This is a genomic window from Gluconacetobacter asukensis (assembly GCF_014174375.1).
GTDB lineage: Bacteria > Pseudomonadota > Alphaproteobacteria > Acetobacterales > Acetobacteraceae > Gluconacetobacter > Gluconacetobacter asukensis.
Map to the genome: position 1 here is coordinate 1 of NZ_JABEQE010000019.1, position 18935 is coordinate 18935.

An 18935-nucleotide genomic window follows, 5' to 3' on the forward strand; every position below is an offset into this window, starting at 1 on the left:
GACAGACATGACGTCATCCAGCGCTTTCGACGAAGACAGGCACAACCCGTCAGAAAGCGAAGCTCACAAGCTCAAGACCTCAGAAAATATTAACTTCGCGCCTATGGGGCGCTGCCCTCGACCCGCAAGGGGCCAGTCGGCCCCTTGACCCCATTTGTTGACGGGCCCCGCGAATTTGATCGCATGGTTCGGAGTGTGCGGCGTCGGGGGTGCGGATACGGTCGGGGGCATCGCAACTGATCGGAGGCGGCCATGTCGCACCCTCTCTTCCATGCCGGGTCGGCCGGCTGCATGATCGCTGCCCCGGTGGGGGCGGATAATCGATATGATGCGACCTCTTCACCGTCTGCGCGCGGCGGCCGGTATTGCGGGGGACACATCATGGCGACGGAGGCCGGGCGCACCGAGTGCGATCCGCGCTGGAGCAGGATCGTCGATCGGGACAGGAGTGCGGATGGCCTGTTCTGGTATTCCGTGACCAGCACGCATGTCTATTGCCGGCCCTCCTGCCCTTCCCGGCTGGCGCGGCCGGAGAATACGCGGATTCACGACACGATCGCGGGGGCCCGGGCGGCGGGCGCCCGCCCCTGCCGGCGCTGCGACCCGGATGCGGCGTCATCCGGGGCCGGGCGTGATGCGCGCATCGTCCGGGCGTGCCGTCTGATCGAGGCCAGCGATGCGCCGCCGACGCTGGCCGCGCTGGCGGCGGCAATCGGGCTGAGCCCGGGCCATTTTCAGCGTGTCTTCACGAAGGCGACCGGGCTTTCGCCGCGCCAATATGCCGAGGCCTGCCGCAGCGGGCGCCTGCGCGAGGCCCTGCGCGCCGCGCCGAGTGTGACGGAGGCGATCTATGCCGCCGGATATGGGTCCAGCAGCCGCTTTTATGAAAAGGCCGACGGGCTGCTGGGCATGAAGCCGCGATCGCTGCGCGCGGGGGCACAGGCCGAGCGGCTGCGCTTTGCCGTCGGCGATTGTTCGCTGGGGGCAATCCTGGTGGCGTCGAGCGACCGGGGGATTGTCGCCATTCTTCTGGGGGATGATCCGGATGGGCTGGTGCGCGATCTTCAGGATCGTTTTCCGCGTGCGGAGCTGGTCGGTGGGGATCGTGACTATGAGAATCTGGTCGCGCAGGTGGTCGGGTTTGTCGAGGCGCCGCGTATCGGCCTGGCGCTGCCGGTGGATATTCGCGGCACGGTGTTTCAGCAGCGCGTGTGGAACGCCCTGCGGGAGATTCCTGCCGGCAGCACCGTGACCTATACCGAGATCGCGCGCCGGATCGGTGCGCCCGCCGCGGTGCGTGCGGTGGCGAATGCCTGCGGCGCCAATGCCCTGGCCGTTGCCATACCGTGCCATCGCGTCATTCGCCATGATGGCGCACTTTCGGGATATCGCTGGGGTGTGGCGCGCAAGGAAAGCCTGCTGGCGCGGGAAAAATCCTGATGGGTCCTGGCATGTTTTCCGAACTGGACTGGAGCGGGCTGGCCCGGGGGCTGGACGAGGATGGCTGGGCCCTGCTGCCCGGATTGCTGGATGCGGCGCAGTGCCGGTCCATCTCCGGGTTTTATGACGCCGGGAGCGGGTTTCGCAGCCGGGTCGTCATGGCGCGGCATGGGTTCGGGCGGGGGGAATATCGCTATTTCTCCTACCCGCTGCCGCCGCTGGTCGCGGAGATGCGGGCGGGGCTGTATCCTTATCTGGCGCCGATTGCGAACCGGTGGTGCGAACGGATGGGGCAGGCTGCGTGCTTTCCCGATGATCATCCCTCCTTCCTCGCCCGCTGCCATGCGGCTGGACAGACCCGGCCCACTCCGCTGCTGCTCCGTTACGGGCCGGAGGATTATAATTGCCTGCATCAGGATCTGTACGGGGCGCAGGTCTTCCCGATCCAGCTCGCGATCCTGCTGTCACGCCCGCAGGCGGATTTTACCGGGGGCGAATTCGTGCTGACGGAGCAGCGGCCGCGCATGCAGTCGCGTGTGGAGGTCGTGCCGCTCCAACAGGGAGACGGCGTGCTGTTTGCCGTCAATCAACGCCCCCGAAGGGGCCTGCGTGGCGATTATCGCGTGACCCTGCGCCATGGGGTCAGCCGTATCCGGAGCGGGAGCCGGCATGCGCTGGGGGTTATCTTCCATGATGCGGCGTGAGAGCCTGACCGGAAATGCGCGCTGGCGGCGATCCGACGCGCATTTCCTGTGCTTCGGTGCTCATGGCCATCAAGGCCACTCCGCTCCGATGCTCGGAAACACACGCCGGACGCGACCCTTGCGGGCCGCTCTCGCTCGCCAGCCCACATTTCCGGTCAGGCTTTGAGGGGCGAAATGGCGTTGACGGGGCACCATATATCCATGAATAAGGATATATGGATACCGAATCGGCCCTGCTTGCCCTGAGCGCGCTGGCGCAAGCCACGCGACTGGAGATATTCCGCCTGCTGGTGCGCCATGAGCCGGACGGGTTGCCGGCCGGGGATGTCGCGCGGCATCTCGATGTGCCGCAGAACACGGTTTCGGCCCATCTTGCGGCCCTGACCCGTGCCGGGCTGCTGACGTCGCAGCGCCATAGCCGCCTGATCGTCTATCGCGCGTGTCTGCCGCGCCTGCGGGAGCTGATGCTCTTCCTGGTCAGGGATTGCTGTGCGGGCAGTCCCGAACTCTGCGCGCCCCTGGTCGCGACCCTGTCCGCCTGCTGCCCGACTCTGGAGACATGCACATGACCATCACGATCTATCACAATCCGGCCTGCGGCACGTCGCGCAATGTGCTGGCGATGATCCGCAACAGTGGCGAGGAGCCCCGGATTATCGAATATCTGAAGACGCCGCCGAGCCGGGCCGAACTGGTCGATCTGATCGGCCGCATGGGGGTTCCGGTGCGCGCGATCCTGCGGGAGAAGGGCACGCCCTTTCACGAACTGGGTCTCGATAACCCGGCCGTGACGGATGATGACCTGATCGACGCCATGATGGCGCATCCGATCCTGATCAACCGGCCCATCGTCGTCACCCCGCTGGGTGCGGCACTCTGCCGCCCGTCCGAGAAGGTTCTGGACCTTCTTCCCGCGCCGCAGACGGGCGCCTTTGCCAAGGAGGATGGCGAGAAGATTGTGGATGAAGCCGGAAAGCGGATCGTCTGATGCTGGCCCTTGCCATTTTCATTGCCACGCTGGTTTTCGTCATCTGGCAGCCGAGGGGGCTGGGCATCGGCTGGAGTGCGATGGCCGGTGCCACTGTTGCCCTGGCGGCAGGCGTGATCCACTGGCACGATATTCCGGTGGTCTGGCACATTGTCTGGGACGCAACCTTTACCTTCATTGCGCTGATCGTCATCTCGCTGTTGCTGGACGAGGCTGGGTTCTTCCACTGGGCCGCCCTGCATGTGGTGCGCTGGGGCAAAGGGCGGGGCCGGAGGCTGTTTCCGCTGATCGTACTGCTGGGGGCGGCGATTGCGGCCGTGTTTGCCAATGATGGCGCGGCGCTGCTGCTGACGCCCATTGTCATTGCCATCCTGACGCAGTTGCGCCTGAGCCATGGCGCGGCCCTGGCCTTTATCATCGCGACCGGCTTTGTCGCGGATACGACCAGCCTTCCGCTGGTGATTTCCAACCTGGTGAACATCGTCAGCGCCAATTTCTTTGGCATCGCGTTCGATCGCTATGCCGCGATCATGGTCCCGGTCGATCTGGTGGCGCTGGGGGCGACGCTTGGCATGTTGTGGCTATGGTACCGGCGGCAGGTGCCGGCGGCCTATCCCGTCGCCGAACTGCCCGCGCCGGCCACGGCCATTCGGGACCGGCATGTGTTCCGGGCGGCTTTTCCGCTGCTGGCGCTGGTTCTGGCGGCCTATTTCCTGACGGCGCCGTTCCATATCCCGGTCTGTATCGTGGCCTGCCTGGCCGCCGGGCTGCTGCTGCTGGTCGCGGGATATGGACGGGTCATACCCGTCGGCCGCGTGCTGCGTGGCGCCCCGTGGCAGATCGTGATCTTCTCGCTGGGCATGTATCTGGTGGTTTATGGGCTGCGCAATGCCGGGCTGACCGATCATCTGGCGGCGGCGCTGGTCTGGCTTGGCCATCGGGGGATTTTTGCCGCCGCGATCGGCACCGGCTTTCTGGCGGCCATTCTGTCGTCGGTCATGAACAACATGCCGAGCGTGCTGGTGGGCGCGCTGGCGATCCAGCAGGCGCAGGACATCACGCCGCTGACGCGCGAACTGATGGTCTATGCCAATGTCATCGGCTGCGATCTCGGCCCCAAATTCACGCCGATCGGCAGTCTTGCCACGCTGCTGTGGCTGCATGTGCTGGCGTCCAAGAAGCATCGGGTCACATGGGGGCAGTATATGAAAGTGGGGCTGGCGATCACGCCGCCCGTGCTGCTGGTCACGCTTGTGGCGCTGGCTTTGTGGCTGCCCCGGATCGGCCACCTGTGACCGGTGCAAGCGGCTGACCGTCGTGACGGGCGCGGGGTTATCGTTCGTCGTATCGTGATTGCGCGTCCCGCACCTGCTGCCAGTTTTCCTTGACCCAATCGACCAGCCCCTGCGTTGGGCGCAGCAGGCTTCGGCCGAGATCGGTCATTTCGTATTCGACGCGCGGGGGGACTTCGGGGAAGAGCTCGCGGGTGACCATTCCGTCGCGTTCGAGCGTCTTGAGGGTGGAGGAGAGCATCCGTTGCGAGATGCCCGGGACCGCGCGTTCCAGCTCGGAAAACCGGGCGCGGCCGCCCAGGAGGTCGAGCGACAGGACGATGAAGATCGTCCATTTGTCGCCCACCTTCGTCAGCAGTTCCCGGACTGCCATCGGGTCCGAGCTGCGGCAGACGGCCGCCGGGTCGAGCTGTTTGGTCCGGGTTGGTTTTCCCATAACTTACCTCGACGTAAGTGACTGACGTAAAAGTGCCTTCTTATACTGAACAGGCTTACGCTCTATATGGAACTCTCGTTCCGTAAGCAATATCGCGAACCGTGGAGAGATCCAGATGCCAGATCGGGATTACGCAGCCTACCAACGTGCCGCCCCTTATTTCGATCTCGTCCGCAACGCGCTCGGCGCGCTGGTCGATGGCGCGCATTTCTTTGACGTCGTCACCGACGAGACGATCTATGAAGTGCTCTATGACGTGCCCGGCTGGCCGCGCGTCATCACGGGGCGGGCCGACCTGATGGCGGCTTTCAAGGGCTATGTCAGCGCCATCGTGCTGCGTTCCGCCGACCGGCTGGTGGTACACAGGGCGGATGACGGCGCCGTCCTTATTGTGGAATATGAAGTCCACGGCACGATCCTTGCGAGCGGCGTGCAATATGACAACCGGTTCTGCTCGATCATCAGGATCGAGAACCGCAAGATCGTGCATTGGCGCGATTATATGGACTCGCTCGCGGCCTGGACCGCCCTGACGGCGAAGCGGGGGGCGTGAGGCCATGAAGCAGGTTCTCATGGTCGAGATCAGCCCGAGGGGGCAGGAATCGGCCAGCCGGGCGGTTGTCGATGCGCTCGCGGCCCGGCTTGGCGATCTTTATCCGTCGGCGCGGCTGGTGCGGCGGGATCTGGCGGCCGCGCATCTGCCGCATCTGGATGGGACCACGCTGCGGGCCATTGCGACGCCGGACCCGGCGGAAGCGGCACGGTTGGAAGAGTATGCCCGCCTGTCCGACCGATTAACCGACGAGCTTCTGGCGTCCGATCTGCTGGTGATCGCGACGCCCATGTGGAATTTTGGCATTCCATCGGCGCTCAAGGCCTGGATCGACCTGGTCGTGCGGCCGGGCCGGACGTTTCGATATGGCCCGGATGGTGTCGATGGTCTGGCGAAGGGGAGGAAGGCGATCCTGGTCATCGCGTCCGGTGGCGTCTTTACGGAGGGGCCGTGGCGACCGTGGGATTTCGTCGAGCCGTATCTGCGTCAGATCCTGGGCTTTATCGGCATCGCGGATGTGCAGGTTGTTCGGGTCGAGGGCATGAACATTCCGGCCCTGGCGCCCGATGCGGTGCGGAAGGCAAAGGATTCTGTCGGGGCGCTTGCGCTGTAGCGATGGTCTGAAACCGGGCGCGCGGGCTCAGGATGGCGCGCGCGTTTCGTGCCGTGGCAGGGCGACGAGTGCCGAGGCCAGCCCCGCCGCCGCGCCGACGGCCAGCGCGCAGCGCGGGCCGGAGGATTATAACTGCCTGCATCAGGATTTGTACGGTGCGCAGGTCTTCCCGATCCAGCTCGCGATCCTGCTGTCACGACCGGAGGTGGATTTTACCGGGGGCGAATTCGTGCTCTCGCAATCCCTTTTGGCATGACTCGCTGACCATCCAGATTTCGCTATTAGGGCGGCATTTGTGCCTTGCCGGCAATTGGTCGACGAAGGACGAACCGCATGATTTTTGCATGGAAAATTATAATATTCAGGAAAACAAATAAAGACCGTTCAGCATAACGAATTATTTTTCTCCATTATTTCATGACAGAGTCTCCCGGTATGTGTGTGGAGACTATGATGGCATCAGGTCCGTTTTTATCGACGCGTCGGCGTCTCGGTAGGATGGCGACAGTGGCAACGTCCTTGCTTGCCACCCGACTGATAACTGGCGTCCAAGCAAAGGAATCTGGTGTACAGCAGTCGTCGGGGCGATATGCTGTGATACTCAGTCAAAACACCAGCCCTACTGGACCATGCAGCGAAGCCATCCGGGTATCAGACGCCATCACGCCTCATCTCCAGCATTATTGGCCGCATGGAGATGAATTGTCGCTGCTGGGACAAGCTGCGTCGAAACGTTACGGCATTGCTCCATATTTCATCAAGGCATGGAGCGGATCAAGTGACCCGGCCTTTCGCGCGATCGTGGCATTTACCGGACCTATGCGAGGGTTGGTCATGGCCGATCCCTCATGGGAACTTATCTTCCAATCCGCGCCTCTGACGAGGGCGCCGGTCCATAAGGTTCCTCTCACACAAGACTATGCGCACGATGTGAAGTCGATGCGCGCGGCCAATCCGCATGCAGGTCTCTATTTTATCTGCAATCCCAACAATCCAACGGGTACTCTGACGCCGTACGAGGATATCGTATGGCTGTTGAAGCACAAGCCACGCGATGCCGTTGTTTTGGTCGACGAGGCTTATATCGAGTTTTCCGACGCAGAGTCCTGCATTCCGTTAGTTGAACAGGGACATGATATTATAGTGTTACGCACATTCTCAAAAATATACGGAATGGCGGGGATGCGGCTGGGCTTCACGATCGGGCGTCCAGATCTCATCGAGCGATTACTGCCCTATGGATTCCCCGATAGTCCACTCTTCCTGTCGATGAACGCGGTGGTGGCCGGAACGGCGAGCTTACAGCAGAACGCTCTCGTTCCCGGCAGGAAAGAGGCCAATATGTTGGCACGGGACGAGACGTTCGCGTTTTTGCGCGACCATGGTGTCGACTATATTCCGTCAGACTCGAACTGTTTCCTCCTTGATGTCAGGCGGCCCGGCGCTGAATTCGTGGCTGCGATGGCACAGCAAGGGATTATGGTCGGGCGAAGCTGGCCGATATGGCCGACGCGATCACGTATTACCGTTGGATCAGCTAACGACATGGCGGGTTTCCGTCATGCTCTCTCTGCGGTCATGAGTCTCTGAATAAAGGCCGTCACCTCGATCAGAGACGGATAGGGCGTAGATGTTCCTGTGTGGTTTCCATGACGGCGTCTCGGAACTCCTTTCGAGCAGGAGACAAGGGGCGGCAACCATCATGCAGGCAAACTTCAATCCCGGGCCCACGAGGCAGCCCAGGTCGATCCGGTAGGACGGATAAATGATTGGGAAGTCCGACTGGAGTACGGAAGGTCAATCCCAATCCCGCACCTGTCGCGGCCCATAAGCCTTGAAGGCTGCGACTGGTAAAAGTCACGCGCCATGGCGTTCCCGCCTTGTCGAGCAGTTCCAGTCCGGTGCGTCGAAAGCGGCATGGATGACCGTAGAGGGCGAGGTCGATCGGCGCCTCTGGCGTCAACGCCAGAATTATATCAGGAGAGGGACCGATCCAGACCGTCGGAAGGATTGCAAGCGGTAAGGCATCCGGCCGACCACCGCCGCCGAAGGCCAGCACGAAATCCAAGGCTCCCTGATCCAGTTGCTCGAACAGCAGCCCATTGCGCTCGACAAAGACTTCGATCAACACGCCGGGGTGGGCGCGCTTGAAGATGCCCAGAAGCGCCGGCAGCCAGGATTCCGAAAAATCCCCGGGCAGGCCGAAGCGTACGCTGCCCGAAATGGAAAAGCCGTTCACTGCTTCCAGCGTTTCGTCGTTCAGCTCCAGGATTCGCCGCGCATAGGATAGCAGGCGCTCGCCCTGCCCGGTCAGGATGGTGCCGCGTCCCTCGCGTTTGAAGACTGGTTGGCCGGTCTGATCTTCCAGCTTGCGCATCTGCTGGCTGATAGCGGATTGCGAACGACCGAGATGGACAGCAGCACGGTTGAAGCCGCCCAGATCCTGGGCGGTGACGAAAGTACGCAGCACGTCCATATCAAGATTGATGCGCGCCATCGTTCGTATTTCCTTCATCGGCAATTCGGAATAACGCGTTATTCGAAACTGTTCATAGGCGGTAGGAATCGGTTCCATCAACACGGAGGACTTCCATGCGTGCCATTCGGGTTCATGAATTTGGCGGTCCGGACGCGCTCATTCTCGAAGATGTATCGCCTCCGGAACCGGGTGAGGGACAGTCGCTCGTCCGCTTGTATTACGCGGGACTCAATTACACGGAGATCTATCAGCGGAGCGGCGTGACGAAGGTGCAATTGCCCTTCATACCAGGCTCGGAAGGTTTCGGCGCGATCGAACGCTCGGCACGGTTTTCCGTCGGAACGCGAGTGGCCTGGGCCGGATACCCTGGTGCCTACGCGGAATTGGCCGTCGTGCCCGATCACCGGCTTGTCGCAGTGCCGGACGACATTTCGGACGATGTGGCGGCCGCACTTCTGTTGCAGGGCATAACCGCACATTATCTAATCGAGGACAGCTATTGCGCGCGGGCAGGAGATGTGGCGCTCGTGCATGCAGCCGCAGGTGGCGTCGGGCTGTTATTGACACAATTGCTGGCCGCGAAGGGCGTGGCGGTGATCGGGACTGTATCGTCGGACGCGAAGGCTGCTCTGGCCCGTGATGCCGGGGCGCGTCAAATCGTTCGTTACGATCACGAGGACGTCGCTGCGGCGGTACGAGGCGTGTACCCGGACGGCGTGGACGTCGTTTATGATTCTGTCGGACAGGCGACATGGGCGGCGAGCCTGGCATCGCTGCGCCGTCGCGGCACAATTGTATTATACGGCCATGCCAGCGGCAAGGTCGCGCCCGTCGATCCGATGCTGTTGGCGCGGCACGGCTCGCTCACTCTGACGCGCCCTCTGATCGGCGATTTCATTCCCACGGCGAACGATTTGCAGGAACGAGTGGATCGCCTGTTCGGATGGGTTCGCAACGGTAGCCTGCGCCCCCTGATCACCCACAAATACTCGCTTGCGGACGCGGCGCAGGCTCATCGCGACCTCGAAGCGCGGCGGACCAGCGGCAAAACTCTGCTGCGTATCGCGAACTAACTTCTTTTGGAGGATTCTTGGAATGAAAACGCATCTGCATTGTCGTTCGGCCGTTCTGCTGGCTATGTCTCTGTTGCCCGGAAGTGCGCTAGCCACGCCCATGCCATCACTCACCGGCACTTGGGAGCTAACTGCCGCCGACACCCTTTATGCTGACGGACACCGGGTTCACGGTTTCGGCGAGCACCCGCAAGGTCGCATGATGGTCGACGGTGCGGGGCGCTATGTCATCGAAATCTACCGTGTTCCTGGCATGAACTTCGTATCAGGCAACAAGGCGACCGGAACGGAGGCCGAGTTTCGCGACGCGATGATGCGTAACAGCGTGCATTACGGACATGTCATGCTCGACACGGTGCATCATCATATCATTTTTGACGTCGAGCGTGCGGTATTCCCGAATTGGGAAGGAAAGCGGCAGGTGCGGGACTATATGTTGGAAGGTGATCGACTCAGTTACCAGGTGCCTGCTTCATCCACAGGCGATGGAACTGCGGCAATTTCGGAGTGGCGGCGGCTGGGAAATTAAGCGTTACGCGCGAATACGCCCATCTCAATCTTTGCCTGAATCAAATTGCCCTAATCTTCCGGATTAGGGGCACAAAAAAGCCCGCGCAAATCATATGGAACAGGATGACAGACCGTCGCATGAAAGACGGGTTTCAGTCGTCCTGACGTTGCTCGCGGCTGTGCCAGATACGGAGAATGTAAATGCTGTCCCCGGCGATTTCATAACGCACTTCATAGTCGCCGATCAGGAGACGCCGGACCTCTCGGTGATCGTATTGCGCCAGGCTTTCGCCGATCCGTGGGAAGGCGATCAGACGTTCGGGAGCGGCGATGAGGGCCTGCACGTTTCGCGCCGCCACCGCCGGATTATAAAGGGTAAGAAAATCATGCAGGCGCGTGACGTCACCCGCCGCTTTGCCTGCCCATCGGATGTCCATTTATCGTACGATGGGCAAGGGCAAAGGCCGGTCCGTGGAGAGGCTGTCGGCCCAGGCCCGCATGGCGCTGTGGTCGATGACACGCCCGGCATCCACGTCCGCGAGGGCTTCACGGGTCAGGCGGTCGCGTTCTTCTTCCTGCGCCAGATAGGCGCTTAGCGCCTGTTTGACGATCCAGCCCCGCGAGCGTTCGAGCCGGTGGGCGATCTGATCGACCTGCTCGGCGAGCGCGGCTGGCACATGCGCGGTGATCACGCGGGTCTCCGGTGCTTGTCCCATGGAGGTCCTCCGGTTTTAATCGAATCCAATCATAGTCAATCAGCATGCGAAACGCCACAGAACTATGGGCGGACACGCTGGGAAGGAGGAAATCAGGAACGTCCGGTCGTCCCGATGCTGCGCATCGGGCCATCAATGGGATAGCCTTCGTTATCGAGGTTACGTGTGTCAGCAACGTATAGATGTCCATCAAGCAGCGACCGGCACTCCCCGCCCCCTGAATGCGCGGCAGGTTTTGAAAACCGGATGCCCGCTCAGGATGGCGCGCGCGTTTCGCGCCGTGGCAGGGTGAGCAGGGCGACGAGTGCCGAGGCCAGCCCGGCCGCCGCGCCGACGGCCAGCGCCCAGCGCGGGCCGAAACTGTTGGCGACCCAGCCGACGATCGGCGCCCCGATCGGTGTGCCGCCGAGGACCACGCCGACGCGCAGCGCCATGACCCGGCCGCGCATTTCGGGCGGGGTGGAAAGCTGCACCAGGCTGTTGCTCGTGTTGGTGACGGTCAGCGCCGCCACGCCGATGATGACGAGGGCGGCGGCGAAGGACCAGTAGCCCGGCGCGATGGCGGCCAGCGCGCAGCCGAGCCCGAAGACGCCGGCGCCGGTCAGCAGAGACTCGAAACGCGGCGCCGTGCGGACGGCGCCGAGAAAGGCGCCCGCCATCGAGCCCAGCGCCATGATGGAGGACAGGACACCATAGCCCCGGGCACCGGCATGAAAGACGGTGACGGCCATGGTGGAGATGAAGATCGGGAAGTTGAGGCCGAATGTGCCGATCAGGAACAGCATGACCAGGATCGCGCGGAGGTCCGGGCGGCCCCACGCATAGCGGAACCCCGCGATGAAATTGCCCTTCCTGCGGTGGGCGCGGGCATTCGGGCGCAGGGCGGCGACGCGCAGCGTAGCCAGGGAAATCAGGACCCCCACGAAGGAGGCCCCGTTGATCAGGAAGGCCCAGCCGGTGCCGGTTGCGGCGATCACCAGCCCCGACACGGCAGGGCCGATCAGGCGGGCGGCGTTGAACGAGGTGGAGTTGAGCGCCACGGCATTGTGCAGGTCCCTCTCCCCCACCAGTTCGGCCACGAAGGTCTGGCGGACCGGCGCGTCGAACGCGGCGGCGCAGCCGAACAGGAAGGCGAAGACATAGACGTGCCAGAGCTGGACGATGCCGCTGACCGTCAGCGCGCCCAGCGCCAGGGCGAGGATGCCCATCGCCGCCTGGGTGACCATGAGGAGCCGGCGCTGGTTGAAATGATCGGCGGCGAAGCCCGTCCAGGGCAGCAGGAGCATCTGCGGCCCGAACTGAAGGGCCATGACCAGCCCGACGGCGGAGGCGTCATGATGCGTCAGCTCGGTCAGGACCAGCCAGTCCTGCGCCGTGCGCTGCACCCAGGTGCCGACATTGGAGACGAAGGCGCCGACGGCCCAGATCCGGTAATTGACGTTTCGCAGCGACCGGAAGACGCGGGGGATGCGCAGCATGGATGATCTCGCGGGTCGTGTCATGCGACAGGGCGTTGAAAGATCATCGTAACCGCGTGGCGGACGAACCGGCTACCGCCCGCGCGGCGAAAGCTGCCATGCCGGCAGACGGTACGGGCATAAAAAAACGGGGGATACCCGGCCGCAAGGGCCGGATATCCCCCGTTTGATGTCCGCCTGCCGGGGCGCGTTGCCGCGCCGCCGGCCAGAAGGGCAATCAGCGCTTGCTGAACTGGAAGGAACGGCGAGCCTTGGCGCGGCCGTACTTCTTGCGCTCGACAACGCGCGAGTCGCGGGTCAGGAAGCCGGCGGCCTTCAGGATGCCGCGCAGCGTGGGCTCGTAATGCGTCAGCGCGCGGCTGATGCCGTGACGGACCGCGCCGGCCTGGCCGGACAGACCGCCGCCCGTGACCGTGCAGTAGACGTCGAACTGGTTGTAGCGGTCGGCCACCAGGAACGGCTGGGTGATCAGCATCCGCAGCACCGGACGGGCGAAATAGGTCCCGACCGGACGGCCGTTGACGGTGATGTCGCCCTTGCCCGGCTTGATCCACACGCGGGCAACCGCGTCCTTGCGGCGGCCGGTGGCGTAGGAGCGGCCCTGCGCATCGCGCTTGGCTTCGTAGACCGGGGCGTCCTGCGTGGAGACGACCTGGCCAGTCGCGACGGCACCCTTCAGGTCGGCCAGCGTGCCTGTACGCTCTTGGGTTTCGGACATGGTGTCAGGCCCCGATCTTCTGGGTGTTGATGGTGTTCTTGCGGTTCAGCGCCGCGACGTCGAGCGTCTTGGGCTGCTGGCCGGCGTGCGGATGCTCGGCGCCTGCATAGACATACAGGTGCTTCATCTGCGCGCGCTGCAGCGGGCCGCGGGTGATCATGCGCTCGACCGCCTTCTCCACCACATGGCCGGGGTTCTTGCCCTCCAGCCGCTGGGTGATGGTGCGCTGCTTGATGCCACCCGGATAGCCGGTGTGGTAGTGGAACAGCTTCTGGCCGACCTTGTTGCCGGTCAGGCTGATCTTCTCGGCGTTGATCACGACGATGTTGTCGCCGCAATCGACGTGCGGGGTGAACTGCGGCTTATGCTTGCCGCGCAGGCGCTGGGCGATAATGGCGGCGAGACGTCCCAGAACGAGGCCTTCGGCGTCGATCAGGATCCAGTCTCGCGTCACCTCTGCGGGCTTCAGCGAGAGGGTGGTCTTCATCTGTTTGTGTTCCGTCTGATGATAGGAGCGGTAACGGGTGGCGCGTTATCCGCGCAGGCGGCCATCGCGTCAAGCCAAAAACGGGTTTTGCGCCGATTTTTCGGGGAACTAGCCGGGTGGTATCCACATACCACATTCCGGCCTTCATGCGGAGATTGCCCATCCCCATGGGAATGTTATAGCTGTCGCACCGGCCATAGACGGGTAACCCATACGTGAAAAAGCTGACTTCCGCCCTTATCCTGCTGCTGATCATCGTGGTCGTGGGAGGGTTGGGCCTGCGGCATCTGGCCCAGAGCCAAATGGAATCAGCCATTGCCGACCTGCGGGCGGCGATCGGGCCGGGTGCCAGCTTCACCTATGCCACGGCCGCCCCGCGCATCCTGGCGCGCGGAGCGCGGCTGACGGCCGTGACCTATCGCAACCCGGCGCTGACCCTGACGGCCTCGGAAGCGATCGTGGGCCGGGTGACCGGCAACACGATCGATGGCCAGCATATCGGCACCCTGACGCTGCGGCAGGTGCAGATCATGGAGCCGGGGGCCACGGCCTCGATCGCGTCGCTGGTGCTGAAGGGGCTGGTGCTGCCCAATACCGGCCCCGACCTGTTCCGCGCCCCCACCCCGCCGCGCCTGGACTCACTGACGCTGGATTCGGCGCAGCTGACGGACCTGCATGTGGCCGTGCCGGCCGGGCAGACCGACCTGACCGTTGCCCACGCCACCATCCGCGATTACGGGCTGGGCCGGACCTCGCACCTGGATGTGGATACGCTGGCCGTGCAGATCCGCCTGACGCCGACGCGCCGGATCGGGATCGGCCATCTGCGCATCGACGGGCCGGATTTTGCCGGGCAGATCGCCAGCCTGCTGCAATCGGGGCATCTGATCCATACGGTCGGGCGCCGCCGGTTCGACGTGTCGGCGCTGACCATCGATACCGCCAGCCCGCTGCTGCGCATCGGGCATCTGGAGGCCGAGCAGGAGGCGAGCGCCAGCCAGGACGAGCTGGAGACCACGATCACCGACCTGACGGCCTGGCCCACCCCGCCGCAGGACCAGTCGCTGCTGCGGGTGATCGGCTATGACCATTTTGCCGGCCGCATCCATGCCGTCAGCACCATCCAGCGCCAGGCCGGGACGATGACCCTGCATCCGCTGGATATCGATGCGCCGGAGATGGGCCACATGACCATCATGGCCGATCTGGACCAGATCCCGGTCGATGACCCGGCCAACCTGCCCGAGACCGCACGGATCGTCTCCGCCACCATCGACTGGCAGGACCGCTCGCTGGCCGGCCATGTGCTGGACGGGCTGGCCCGTGCGCGGCAGGTGGACGCCGAACCCTATCGCCAGCAGGTGCAGGCCGCGCTGGCGGCGTCGCCCGACCCGTCGATGCAGGCGCTGGGCCATTTCCTGGTGCAGCCCGACCAGCGGCTGCGCGTGATGCTGCGGCCGCCCCGGCCGATCAGCGTGCTGATGCTGGGCGTGGCGCTGTCGATGGCCGGCGACCCGTCGACGGCCGGCATGCTGGGCCTGTCGATCAGCACGCCGTGACCCATTCCCCCGCCCCCGGCGATGGGCCGGTCCATGTCATCGGCGCCTCCGGCCGGTCGGGGCTGGCGCTGTGTCGGGCCCTGCTGGGCCAGGGCGTGCCCGTCATCCCCGTGGTGCGCGACGCCACGCGCTGGGCGGCCACCGGCCTGCCGGGCGCGCCCGTGCTGGCCGACCTGACCGGGCCGCCGGAGGCGCTGCGCCGGGCATTGGCCGGGGCGACACGGGTGGCCAGCACCGCGCATGCGCGGCATGTGCCGGCCCTGCTGGCGGCGATGCCGGAGGGGGCCACGCTGGTCTGCCTGGGCAGCACGCGCAAATTCACCCGCTGGCCCGACGCGCATGGCAATGGCGTGCTGGCCGGCGAGGCCGCGCTGAGGGAATCGGGGCGGAACGGGGTGATCCTGCACCCCACCATGATCTATGGCGCGCAGGGCGAGAACAATGTCCGCCGGCTGGCGGCATTGCTGCGCCGGCTGCCGCTCACGCCCCTGCCCGGCGGCGGGCACGCGCTGGTGCAGCCGATCCATCAGGACGACGTGACGCGCAGCGTGCTGGCCGCCTTGGCCCGGCCGTGGGACGGGCCGCATGCGCTGGTGATCGCGGGCGGGACCGCGCTGTCCTATCGGGATTTTGCCGCCATGGTGGTGCGCCTGTCGGGCCTGCGCCCGCGGCCGGTGCTGCCGGTGCCGGCGGCGGCGATGATGGCGGCCGCCTGGGTCACGCGGATGGTGCCGGGCCTGCCGTCCGTGGGCACGGCGGAAATCCGGCGGCTTCTGGAGGACAAGGCGTTCGAGATCGCGCCGATGGAACGGGAACTGGGAGTGGTGCCGATCGGGCTGGAAGAAGGGTTGAGCCGGCTGTTCAGGAGCTGATCTTGTCTTGCTGAGTGTGTTTCCGAGTCTGCTTTAAAAAGCCTTGCTCGGGAAGCCGCTGGGGCGAACGACGGGCCTCGAACCCGCGACCATCGGCTACCGAACTGGCAAGCTAATCTCAGGTAGAAATGCCGTCAGAAGGCTCAATCCTCATTGATGGCTGCCCGCCGCGAAGCGCAGGAAACCACCGTCAGGCCGCCGCCAGCGGGGCTTTTGAAACAGCCTCCAAAACCCGAGCCACGGCCTTCGGCTCCCTGTCGATCAGGAGCAACAGCGTCCTGGCCGCCTTCTCGGGCTGGCGTCGCTTCTGTTCCCAATCACGAACAGCCCCGGTCGTGAAGCCATACCGGGCAGCAAATCGCGCCTGGCTCAGGCCTGTCCGTGCCCGAATGGCCGCAACGTCGATCTCTGGCGGCGTCCATACGCGACCGGGCTCCATACGCCCAGCCACGATCTCGACAGCCTGCCCCATGGAGGCGATCAGCTCGTCTGCGATATTCGTCACATCTGCCATATCACTCACCCCCCTCTATCCATTCGCTTCAACTGCTCGGCCATCGCTGCCAGGGATTTCTTCTGTTCAGGCGTCAGGTCCGCCTGCTCGTTCTTCCCGTAGAGCAACAGCGCCATGACCGGCATCCGCTCGCTGGCGACATACCAGATGACGCGATAGCCACCCCGCTTTCCTCGCCCTGACCCGGCAAAGCGCATCTTGCGGATGCCTCCCAACCCGGGAATCAGGTCGCCCACTCGCGGGTTCTCTGCCAGCATCCGGATCAGTTCTGCCCGCTCTTCCGTGGTGAGGAGCGCATCGGCGCGCCGGGTGAAGATCGGAGTTTCGATGACCGAGTGCATGGGTTTCCACATATACGGCATACCCGCATATACGGCAATGCCGTCAGAAGCTTCCGCGTGTGCCTGAACCATTCATCGACCGGCAGGTGCTGGAAGGGCTGTAGGGCGCGCTTGTGGTCCGGTGTGCCCTGTTCTGCCCGCCAACACCTTCCGCTGTCATGACGGGTGTGACGCCAGGCATATGACGCATAGCTACAGGGCCACGACATCGGTGGCAGCCAAGCGAGTCATTTTCAATGGCGGGAAATCGCTGGGGCGAACGACGGGACTCGAACCCGCGACCACCGGTACCACAAACCGGCGCTCTACCAACTGAGCTACGTCCGCCACACAGCGGGCTGTCATGTAGAGAACTGGTTCCGCCCCGTCAATCGTCCAGCATGCACGAAGGCACGAAAAAATCCCCTCCCCGCCGCAGAGGGGTTATGCGGCGCGCAGATCCGCCAGCCCGGCGCGCAGGCGCGACACGGCCTCGGTCAGCACCTCTTCGCGCTTGCAGAAGGCGAATCGCACCAGATGGTTCGGCGCGTTCTCGGTGCTGTAGAAGGCCGAGACCGGGATGGCGGTTACGCGGCAATGTTCGGTCATGGCGCGGCAGAAGGCCACGTCGTCGCCCGCGAAGCCCGTGGGGCGGATATCGGCCACCACGAAATAGCTGCCGTCGCAGGGCAGGACGTCGAACCCCACGCCGCGCAGCCCGTTGGACAGCAGGTCGCGCTTCGCCCGCATGTCGGACGCGAGGGTGGCGAAATACGCGGTGTCCTTGTCCAGCCCCATGGCGACGGCGCGTTGCAGGTTGGGGGGCGTGGTGAAGGTGAGGAGCTGGTGGGCCTTGGCGATGCAGCCGGCGATCGCGGCCGGAGCAGTGATGTAGCCGACCTTCCACCCGGTCAGCGAGAAGCTCTTGCCCGCGCTGCCAATGCGCACGCAGCGCGGGCGCATGTCGGGCAGGGTCATCAGCGGCACGTGGCGGGCGCCGAAGGTGAGATGTTCGTAGACCTCGTCGCAGATCGCATAGACATCGTGCCGGGCCACCAGCTCGGCGATGATCGCAAGTTCGTCCGGGGTGAAGACCTTGCCGGTGGGGTTCATCGGCGAATTGAGCAGGATCGCCTTGGTGCGCGGCCCGAAGGCCGCCTCCAGCTCCGCGCGGGGCAGCGACCAGTCGGGGGGCGTGAGGCGCACCGGGCGGGGGATTGCGCCCAGCGCGCGGATCATCGGCACGTAAGTGTCGTAGAGCGGTTCCAGCACCACGATTTCGTCGCCCGGATCGAGCAGGGCCATCAGCGAGGACGCCAGGGCCTCGGTGGCGCCGGAGGTGACGATCACCTCGCTCGCCGGGTCGATCGCGAGATCGTAGAATCGGGCGTTCGAGCGGGCCACGGCCTCGCGCAGTTCGGGCACGCCGGTCAGGGGCGGGTACTGGTTGCGGCCGTCGCGCAGGGCGGCGGCGGCGGCCTCGATCAGGTCGGCCGGGCCTTCGGTATCGGGGAAGCCCTGGCCCAGATTGATCGCATCATGCCGCGCCGCCAGGGCGGACATCACGGTGAAGATGGTCGTCGGCAGGCCGGACAGCATGCTGTTCAACGGTTTCATGATCGCTCTTTCCTGGCAGCGGGGCTGCCTTGCGGCCGGCCGCGCGCAGATGTGCGGAAAATCCCGGCATTTTGCAATCCGCTCCGATTGCCTGTGGGCGCGACCCGTGCCACGGTATCGCGGGCGGCCGGCCAGGCGATTTGCGCGCCGAACGGACCGGTCCGCCCAGGCACAGTGCGGTCCCGGCCCCCGGCACCGCCCCAGCATGTGGCGACGCGGGCATGAAGAAGATCGAGGCCATCATCAAGCCGTTCAAGCTGGATGAAGTGAAGGACGCGCTGCACGAAATCGGCCTGATGGGCATCACGGTGACCGAAGCCAAGGGTTTCGGCCGCCAGAAGGGCCATACCGAGCTGTATCGCGGCGCCGAATACATCGTGGATTTCCTGCCCAAGGTGAAGCTGGAGATCGTCTGCGCCGACGACATGGTCGATCGCGCGGTCGAGACGATCGTGGCTGCCGCCCGCACCGGGCGCATCGGCGATGGCAAGATCTTCATCATGCCGGTCGAGGACGTGATCCGAATCCGCACCGGGGAACGCGGCGACGATGCCGTCTGACCCCCG

24 protein-coding genes and 1 tRNA gene are annotated in these 18935 nt (G+C 64.4%); 14 read left to right on the plus strand and 11 right to left on the minus strand.

Features of this window, described 5'->3' with window-relative positions:
* Positions 1 to 252: 252 nt before the first annotated feature.
* From ada to HLH35_RS16490, 5 genes are all read left to right on the plus strand, one after another.
* On the plus strand, positions 253 to 1440 hold the full coding sequence (gene ada, locus HLH35_RS16470) for a bifunctional DNA-binding transcriptional regulator/O6-methylguanine-DNA methyltransferase Ada (RefSeq protein ID WP_408870135.1): 1188 nt from the start codon (positions 253 to 255) through the stop codon (positions 1438 to 1440).
* The gene (locus HLH35_RS16475) at positions 1440 to 2144 is read left to right on the plus strand and encodes a 2OG-Fe(II) oxygenase (RefSeq protein WP_182980188.1); all 705 of its coding nucleotides are present in this window, start codon (positions 1440 to 1442) and stop codon (positions 2142 to 2144) included. Before ada ends, HLH35_RS16475 begins: the two co-directional genes overlap by 1 nt.
* 215 nt (positions 2145 to 2359) lie before the next feature.
* A complete protein-coding gene (locus HLH35_RS16480) occupies positions 2360 to 2713 on the plus strand; it encodes an ArsR/SmtB family transcription factor (protein ID WP_182980189.1) in 354 nt (117 codons plus the stop codon).
* The gene (gene arsC, locus HLH35_RS16485; protein WP_182980190.1) at positions 2710 to 3132 is read left to right on the plus strand and encodes an arsenate reductase (glutaredoxin); all 423 of its coding nucleotides are present in this window, start codon (positions 2710 to 2712) and stop codon (positions 3130 to 3132) included. The genes HLH35_RS16480 and arsC overlap by 4 nt, the downstream gene beginning before the upstream one ends.
* Positions 3132 to 4427, plus strand: coding sequence for an arsenic transporter (locus HLH35_RS16490; RefSeq protein ID WP_275944256.1), 1296 nt, complete (start codon positions 3132 to 3134; stop codon positions 4425 to 4427). Before arsC ends, HLH35_RS16490 begins: the two co-directional genes overlap by 1 nt.
* Before the next feature lie 37 nt (positions 4428 to 4464).
* Here HLH35_RS16490 and HLH35_RS16495 read toward each other — a convergent pair whose 3' ends face one another.
* Positions 4465 to 4860: a winged helix-turn-helix transcriptional regulator gene (locus tag HLH35_RS16495; protein WP_182980191.1), complete on the minus strand. Its 396-nt coding sequence runs from the start codon at positions 4858 to 4860 to the stop codon at positions 4465 to 4467.
* A gap of 115 nt (positions 4861 to 4975) precedes the next feature.
* Here HLH35_RS16495 and HLH35_RS16500 point away from each other — a divergent pair, with 115 nt between their 5' ends.
* The 4 genes from HLH35_RS16500 (at position 4976) to HLH35_RS16515 (ending at position 7616) form a co-directional block, all read left to right on the plus strand.
* The gene (locus tag HLH35_RS16500) at positions 4976 to 5413 is read left to right on the plus strand and encodes a nuclear transport factor 2 family protein (RefSeq protein WP_182980192.1); all 438 of its coding nucleotides are present in this window, start codon (positions 4976 to 4978) and stop codon (positions 5411 to 5413) included.
* Between the two features lie 4 nt (positions 5414 to 5417).
* Positions 5418 to 6026, plus strand: coding sequence for an FMN-dependent NADH-azoreductase (locus HLH35_RS16505; protein WP_182980193.1), 609 nt, complete (start codon positions 5418 to 5420; stop codon positions 6024 to 6026).
* Positions 6016 to 6282, plus strand: coding sequence for a 2OG-Fe(II) oxygenase (locus HLH35_RS16510; protein WP_246385173.1), 267 nt, complete (start codon positions 6016 to 6018; stop codon positions 6280 to 6282). The genes HLH35_RS16505 and HLH35_RS16510 overlap by 11 nt, the downstream gene beginning before the upstream one ends.
* A gap of 446 nt (positions 6283 to 6728) precedes the next feature.
* A complete protein-coding gene (locus HLH35_RS16515; RefSeq protein ID WP_182980195.1) occupies positions 6729 to 7616 on the plus strand; it encodes an aminotransferase class I/II-fold pyridoxal phosphate-dependent enzyme in 888 nt (295 codons plus the stop codon).
* 19 nt (positions 7617 to 7635) lie between these two features.
* On the opposite strand, the gene HLH35_RS16520 is transcribed toward HLH35_RS16515, so the two are convergent.
* The gene (locus HLH35_RS16520) at positions 7636 to 8601 is read right to left on the minus strand and encodes a LysR substrate-binding domain-containing protein (RefSeq protein WP_246385178.1); all 966 of its coding nucleotides are present in this window, start codon (positions 8599 to 8601) and stop codon (positions 7636 to 7638) included.
* A gap of 17 nt (positions 8602 to 8618) precedes the next feature.
* Between HLH35_RS16520 and HLH35_RS16525 the strand changes: the two genes are divergently transcribed.
* Together HLH35_RS16525 and HLH35_RS16530 are read left to right on the plus strand one after the other, a co-directional pair.
* Positions 8619 to 9578, plus strand: a complete 960-nt coding sequence (locus HLH35_RS16525) for a quinone oxidoreductase family protein (protein ID WP_182980196.1) — start codon at positions 8619 to 8621, stop codon at positions 9576 to 9578.
* 22 nt (positions 9579 to 9600) lie between these two features.
* A complete protein-coding gene (locus HLH35_RS16530) occupies positions 9601 to 10107 on the plus strand; it encodes a lipocalin-like domain-containing protein (protein WP_182980197.1) in 507 nt (168 codons plus the stop codon).
* A gap of 133 nt (positions 10108 to 10240) precedes the next feature.
* Here the strand turns inward: HLH35_RS16530 and HLH35_RS16535 are convergent, their stop codons facing one another.
* From HLH35_RS16535 to rplM, 5 genes are all read right to left on the minus strand, one after another.
* Positions 10241 to 10525 carry a type II toxin-antitoxin system RelE/ParE family toxin gene (locus tag HLH35_RS16535; protein ID WP_182980198.1) on the minus strand — a complete coding sequence of 95 codons (285 nt, stop codon included), beginning with the start codon at positions 10523 to 10525 and terminating at the stop codon, positions 10241 to 10243.
* Complete coding sequence (locus HLH35_RS16540; protein ID WP_182980199.1) at positions 10526 to 10804, minus strand: CopG family ribbon-helix-helix protein; 279 nt, start codon at positions 10802 to 10804, stop codon at positions 10526 to 10528.
* 254 nt (positions 10805 to 11058) lie between these two features.
* Complete coding sequence (locus tag HLH35_RS16545; RefSeq protein WP_182980200.1) at positions 11059 to 12282, minus strand: MFS transporter; 1224 nt, start codon at positions 12280 to 12282, stop codon at positions 11059 to 11061.
* Positions 12283 to 12499: 217 nt separating this feature from the next.
* The gene (rpsI, locus tag HLH35_RS16550; RefSeq protein WP_182949950.1) at positions 12500 to 13000 is read right to left on the minus strand and encodes a 30S ribosomal protein S9; all 501 of its coding nucleotides are present in this window, start codon (positions 12998 to 13000) and stop codon (positions 12500 to 12502) included.
* A gap of 4 nt (positions 13001 to 13004) precedes the next feature.
* Positions 13005 to 13487: a 50S ribosomal protein L13 gene (gene rplM, locus HLH35_RS16555; protein ID WP_182966751.1), complete on the minus strand. Its 483-nt coding sequence runs from the start codon at positions 13485 to 13487 to the stop codon at positions 13005 to 13007.
* Between the two features lie 215 nt (positions 13488 to 13702).
* Between rplM and HLH35_RS16560 the strand changes: the two genes are divergently transcribed.
* Together HLH35_RS16560 and HLH35_RS16565 are read left to right on the plus strand one after the other, a co-directional pair.
* On the plus strand, positions 13703 to 15046 hold the full coding sequence (locus tag HLH35_RS16560; protein WP_182980201.1) for a hypothetical protein: 1344 nt from the start codon (positions 13703 to 13705) through the stop codon (positions 15044 to 15046).
* Complete coding sequence (locus HLH35_RS16565; RefSeq protein ID WP_182980202.1) at positions 15043 to 15918, plus strand: NAD(P)H-binding protein; 876 nt, start codon at positions 15043 to 15045, stop codon at positions 15916 to 15918. The genes HLH35_RS16560 and HLH35_RS16565 overlap by 4 nt, the downstream gene beginning before the upstream one ends.
* Before the next feature lie 190 nt (positions 15919 to 16108).
* Here the strand turns inward: HLH35_RS16565 and HLH35_RS16570 are convergent, their stop codons facing one another.
* The 4 genes from HLH35_RS16570 to HLH35_RS16585 all read right to left on the minus strand — a co-directional run bounded on the left by HLH35_RS16570 (position 16109) and on the right by HLH35_RS16585 (position 18369).
* Positions 16109 to 16432 carry a helix-turn-helix domain-containing protein gene (locus HLH35_RS16570; protein WP_182980203.1) on the minus strand — a complete coding sequence of 108 codons (324 nt, stop codon included), beginning with the start codon at positions 16430 to 16432 and terminating at the stop codon, positions 16109 to 16111.
* Between the two features lie 5 nt (positions 16433 to 16437).
* Positions 16438 to 16845 (minus strand): type II toxin-antitoxin system RelE/ParE family toxin, encoded by a 408-nt coding sequence (locus tag HLH35_RS16575; protein WP_246385174.1) that lies wholly within the window; start codon positions 16843 to 16845, stop codon positions 16438 to 16440.
* Positions 16846 to 17024: 179 nt separating this feature from the next.
* Positions 17025 to 17100, minus strand: a tRNA-His gene (locus HLH35_RS16580).
* 96 nt (positions 17101 to 17196) lie between these two features.
* A complete protein-coding gene (locus HLH35_RS16585; RefSeq protein WP_182980204.1) occupies positions 17197 to 18369 on the minus strand; it encodes an aminotransferase in 1173 nt (390 codons plus the stop codon).
* A 221-nt stretch (positions 18370 to 18590) separates the two neighbouring features.
* Here HLH35_RS16585 and HLH35_RS16590 point away from each other — a divergent pair, with 221 nt between their 5' ends.
* Positions 18591 to 18929 carry a P-II family nitrogen regulator gene (locus tag HLH35_RS16590; protein ID WP_182949944.1) on the plus strand — a complete coding sequence of 113 codons (339 nt, stop codon included), beginning with the start codon at positions 18591 to 18593 and terminating at the stop codon, positions 18927 to 18929.
* Positions 18930 to 18935: the final 6 nt, after the last annotated feature.

What these genes read in the sequence shown, in the direction of transcription:
- ada (WP_408870135.1), top strand. Translation starts at nt 253, where the DNA reads ATGTCGCACCCTCTCTTCCATGCCGGGTCGGCCGGCTGCATGATCGCT.
- HLH35_RS16475 (WP_182980188.1), top strand. Translation starts at nt 1,440, where the DNA reads ATGGGTCCTGGCATGTTTTCCGAACTGGACTGGAGCGGGCTGGCCCGG.
- HLH35_RS16480 (WP_182980189.1), top strand. Translation starts at nt 2,360, where the DNA reads ATGGATACCGAATCGGCCCTGCTTGCCCTGAGCGCGCTGGCGCAAGCC.
- arsC (WP_182980190.1), top strand. Translation starts at nt 2,710, where the DNA reads ATGACCATCACGATCTATCACAATCCGGCCTGCGGCACGTCGCGCAAT.
- HLH35_RS16490 (WP_275944256.1), top strand. Translation starts at nt 3,132, where the DNA reads ATGCTGGCCCTTGCCATTTTCATTGCCACGCTGGTTTTCGTCATCTGG.
- HLH35_RS16495 (WP_182980191.1), bottom strand. Translation starts at nt 4,860, where the DNA reads ATGGGAAAACCAACCCGGACCAAACAGCTCGACCCGGCGGCCGTCTGC.
- HLH35_RS16500 (WP_182980192.1), top strand. Translation starts at nt 4,976, where the DNA reads ATGCCAGATCGGGATTACGCAGCCTACCAACGTGCCGCCCCTTATTTC.
- HLH35_RS16505 (WP_182980193.1), top strand. Translation starts at nt 5,418, where the DNA reads ATGAAGCAGGTTCTCATGGTCGAGATCAGCCCGAGGGGGCAGGAATCG.
- HLH35_RS16520 (WP_246385178.1), bottom strand. Translation starts at nt 8,601, where the DNA reads ATGGAACCGATTCCTACCGCCTATGAACAGTTTCGAATAACGCGTTAT.
- HLH35_RS16525 (WP_182980196.1), top strand. Translation starts at nt 8,619, where the DNA reads ATGCGTGCCATTCGGGTTCATGAATTTGGCGGTCCGGACGCGCTCATT.
- HLH35_RS16530 (WP_182980197.1), top strand. Translation starts at nt 9,601, where the DNA reads ATGAAAACGCATCTGCATTGTCGTTCGGCCGTTCTGCTGGCTATGTCT.
- HLH35_RS16535 (WP_182980198.1), bottom strand. Translation starts at nt 10,525, where the DNA reads ATGGACATCCGATGGGCAGGCAAAGCGGCGGGTGACGTCACGCGCCTG.
- HLH35_RS16540 (WP_182980199.1), bottom strand. Translation starts at nt 10,804, where the DNA reads ATGGGACAAGCACCGGAGACCCGCGTGATCACCGCGCATGTGCCAGCC.
- HLH35_RS16545 (WP_182980200.1), bottom strand. Translation starts at nt 12,282, where the DNA reads ATGCTGCGCATCCCCCGCGTCTTCCGGTCGCTGCGAAACGTCAATTAC.
- rpsI (WP_182949950.1), bottom strand. Translation starts at nt 13,000, where the DNA reads ATGTCCGAAACCCAAGAGCGTACAGGCACGCTGGCCGACCTGAAGGGT.
- rplM (WP_182966751.1), bottom strand. Translation starts at nt 13,487, where the DNA reads ATGAAGACCACCCTCTCGCTGAAGCCCGCAGAGGTGACGCGAGACTGG.
- HLH35_RS16570 (WP_182980203.1), bottom strand. Translation starts at nt 16,432, where the DNA reads ATGGCAGATGTGACGAATATCGCAGACGAGCTGATCGCCTCCATGGGG.
- HLH35_RS16575 (WP_246385174.1), bottom strand. Translation starts at nt 16,845, where the DNA reads ATGGTTCAGGCACACGCGGAAGCTTCTGACGGCATTGCCGTATATGCG.
- HLH35_RS16585 (WP_182980204.1), bottom strand. Translation starts at nt 18,369, where the DNA reads ATGAAACCGTTGAACAGCATGCTGTCCGGCCTGCCGACGACCATCTTC.
- HLH35_RS16590 (WP_182949944.1), top strand. Translation starts at nt 18,591, where the DNA reads ATGAAGAAGATCGAGGCCATCATCAAGCCGTTCAAGCTGGATGAAGTG.